This window comes from Pseudomonas sp. AGC41, assembly GCF_057334555.1.
This window is the reverse complement of sequence record NZ_JBHFJB010000159.1, coordinates 34,424-37,739: the sequence shown is the minus strand read 5'-3', so window position 1 is coordinate 37,739 and position 3,316 is coordinate 34,424. Positions and strand designations below refer to the sequence as shown.

Sequence of the window (3,316 nt, the reverse complement as noted above, 5' to 3'; positions counted from 1 at the left end):
ATGACCTCTTCGCGAGCAGGCTCGCTCCCACAGTTGTTTTGGTGTGCCGGGAAAGTCAGCAACGCCCTTCCAGAATCGCCGAATAGCCCTCGCGATAACTCGGATAACGGGGCACCCAGCCCAATGCCTTCGCCCGGGCATTGCTGCAGCGCTTGCTACCCGTGCGGCGCACGCTGGCGTCATCAGCCCACTCGGTCACGCCCAGATATTCGCGTAGCCAACCCACCACTTCGGCCAACGGTGCGGGCGCATCATCGACACCGATGTAGAAATTCTCCAGCTGTACGCCCTGCCGATCCTTTTCCAACAGAAACGCCAGTAATCCAGCAGCATCGTCCGCATGAATCCGGTTGCCATATAGCGGCGGCTCCATCGCCACGCGATAACCGCGACGCACTTGTGTCAGCAGCCATTCGCGGCCCGGGCCATAAATGCCAGTCAGTCGAAGGACACTTGCGCGAATACCGCTATTGAGCGCTACCTGCTCGGCTTCAAGCATCAAGCGTCCGGAATAGCCGGCAGCGACAGTCTCGGAGGTCTCATCGACCCATGCACCGTCCTGCTGGCCATACACGCTGCTGCTGGATACAAAAATCAGTCGATCGGGCACCTGCCCATAGTCACCCAACCAACTCAGCACGTTCTGTAGCCCCTGGATGTAAGCCTTCCGATAGCCATCCTCATCGTGCTCGGTGGCGGCGGCGCAATAAACCACATAATCGATAGCGCCCACCGGCCAAGTCATTGGGCAGTCTTCGTTGAACAGGTCACCGGCAACGCCAGTCACACCCTCCGGCAACCGCGAGACATCACGGCGCAGGCCGTAAACATGCCAGCCAGCCGCCAGCAATTTCGTGGCCAGACGACCGCCGACATCACCACAACCGGCAATCAAAACAGAAGGCGCGGGCATCAGGATCTCCTTTTGGAAAAGCCGCAGCCTAGCTGCCAGAGGGACCAGCGGCTAGCCATGCAACAAAAAAAGTAACTGTATTACTTTTGTTAACAAGAATTACTTGCAATAATGCTCGCCACTTTTGTTCTCGGCCTCACGAGGCCTGGAAGAACATCAACCTTATTTTTCTCTCGGGTCCGGCCAGCATGACACGCTCTCTCTCCTCCGCTTCGCCAACCAATCGACCTCGCGCCTGGAGCGCTGTGGCAGCCTTGCTGTTCAGCCTGCTGCTGGCGCCTGCCGCCGCATTCGCCGATGCCCAGACGCCGGCCAGCACGTCCAGCACAGCACCCGCCGCCACCCAAGCGCCGGCCGACACGACAGCACCTGTAGCCGCTCCCGCAGCCACCGACCCGGGCCAGGCCGTCGAAGCCAGCGCAGCCGACGCGCCTCAAGTGCTTGAAGCCGATAACACCCTGGGCATGGCCCACGACTTGTCGCCCTGGGGCATGTACAAAAACGCCGACGTCGTCGTCAAAGCCGTGATGATCGGCCTGGCCATCGCCTCGATCATCACCTGGACCATCTGGATCGCCAAAGGCTTCGAGCTGCTGGGCGCCAAGCGTCGCTTGCGTGGCGAGATCGCCGCCCTGAAAAAAGCCGCCACCCTCAAGGAAGCCAGCGCCACTGCCGGCAAGGAAGGCACCCTCGCCAACCTGCTGGTGCACGATGCGCTCGAAGAGATGCGCCTGTCGGCCAACAGCCGCGAGAAGGAAGGCATCAAGGAACGCGTGAGCTTCCGTCTCGAACGCCTGGTCGCGGCCTGCGGTCGCAATATGAGCAGCGGCACCGGCGTGCTCGCCACCATCGGTTCCACCGCGCCCTTCGTCGGCCTGTTCGGCACCGTATGGGGGATCATGAACAGCTTCATCGGCATCGCCAAGACCCAGACCACCAACCTCGCCGTCGTTGCTCCCGGCATCGCCGAAGCCTTGTTGGCGACGGCTTTGGGCCTGGTCGCCGCGATCCCGGCCGTGGTCATCTACAACGTCTTCGCCCGCTCCATCGCCGGCTACAAGGCCCAGGTTTCCGACGCTTCGGCCGAAGTCCTGCTGCTGGTCAGCCGCGACCTCGATCACCTGCCGCCCGAGCGCGGCTCGCAACCGCACATGGTGAAAGTGGGGTAATCGGCCATGGGCCTGCATTTGAAAGAAGGCGCAGACGACGATCTGGCCGAGAACCACGAAATCAACGTCACGCCATTCATTGACGTGATGCTGGTGCTGTTGATCATCTTCATGGTGGCCGCCCCGCTCGCCACCGTGGACATCAAGGTTGACCTCCCCGCGTCGACGGCCAAGCCTTCGCCACGCCCGGAGAAACCGGTGTTCCTGAGCGTCAAGGCCGACCAGCGCCTGTTCCTGGGTGAAGAGGAAATCAAGGTCGACAGCCTCGGCCCGACCCTGGACGCCAAGACCCAGGGCAAGAAAGACACGACGATCTTCTTCCAGGCCGACAAAGGCGTGGACTACGGCGACCTGATGAGCGTGATGGACGCCCTGCGTGGTGCCGGCTACCTGAAGGTCGGTCTGGTCGGACTCGAGACGGCGCCGAAGAAATGATCACGACGCGCCAAAAGCTGACGCGTTACAGCGGTAGCCTGGCCGTGGTGCTGGGCGTGCATGCGCTTGCCATCGCACTGGCGCTGAACTGGACGACGCGTGCGCCCATCGAATTGCCGCCCCAGGCGATGATGGTCGAACTGGCGCCAGTTCCAGCACCGCCACCGCCTGCACCGCCAAAAGTCGCCACGCCGCCGCAACCGCCCGAGCCGGTCGAAGAGCTGCCGCTGCCCAAACTGGCCGAGGCACCGAAGGCGGAAATCGCCGTGCCCAAACCGGTCAAGCCCAAGCCAAAGCCACAACCGCCCAAGCCCAAGCCAGTGGAGAAAAAGCCGGAGCTGCCGAAGGAAACACCGTCGGAGCAAAAGCCCGCCGACACTCAGCCAACCCAGGCACCGACCGAGAAGTCCGCGCAACCGGCTCCTGGTCCGTCGCCCGCGCAGATGGCGGCCAAGGCCAGCTGGCAAGGCACGCTGCTGGCCCACCTGGGCAAGTACAAGAAGTACCCGGCCAGCGCCCAGGCACGCGGCAAGGAAGGCATGAACCGCTTGCGGTTCGTGGTGGACGCAGAAGGCAACGTGGTGTCGTTCGAACTGGTGGGCAAGTCAGGCAACGCCGATCTGGACCGGGCCACCCTGGAAATGATCCGCCGCGCCCAACCGCTGCCCAAGCCACCGGCCGACCTGCTGAGCAACGGCACGGTCGAACTGACGGCGCCGTTCCTGTACTCCATCGACAAGCGCCGGCGCTGACCCGAACACCCGCTGACGGAGTGAACCTTGTGGGGGGGGGGGGGGGG

4 protein-coding genes are annotated in these 3,316 nt (G+C 63.0%); 3 read left to right on the top strand and 1 reads right to left on the bottom strand.

The window, feature by feature from the left end; translation table 11 throughout:
* Positions 1–55: 55 nt before the first annotated feature.
* Positions 56–913, bottom strand: coding sequence for an NAD-dependent epimerase/dehydratase family protein (locus tag ACE04F_RS27680; protein ID WP_486110748.1), 858 nt, complete (start codon positions 911–913; stop codon positions 56–58).
* 188 nt (positions 914–1,101) lie between these two features.
* Between ACE04F_RS27680 and exbB the strand changes: the two genes are divergently transcribed.
* The 3 genes from exbB to ACE04F_RS27665 are packed head-to-tail and all read left to right on the top strand — an operon-like array spanning position 1,102 to position 3,269.
* A complete protein-coding gene (gene exbB / locus ACE04F_RS27675; protein WP_486110746.1) occupies positions 1,102–2,082 on the top strand; it encodes a tonB-system energizer ExbB in 981 nt (326 codons plus the stop codon).
* A gap of 6 nt (positions 2,083–2,088) precedes the next feature.
* On the top strand, positions 2,089–2,517 hold the full coding sequence (gene exbD / locus ACE04F_RS27670; RefSeq protein ID WP_486110744.1) for a TonB system transport protein ExbD: 429 nt from the start codon (positions 2,089–2,091) through the stop codon (positions 2,515–2,517).
* Positions 2,514–3,269, top strand: coding sequence for an energy transducer TonB family protein (locus ACE04F_RS27665; RefSeq protein ID WP_486110742.1), 756 nt, complete (start codon positions 2,514–2,516; stop codon positions 3,267–3,269). Before exbD ends, ACE04F_RS27665 begins: the two co-directional genes overlap by 4 nt.
* Positions 3,270–3,316 lie beyond the last annotated feature (47 nt).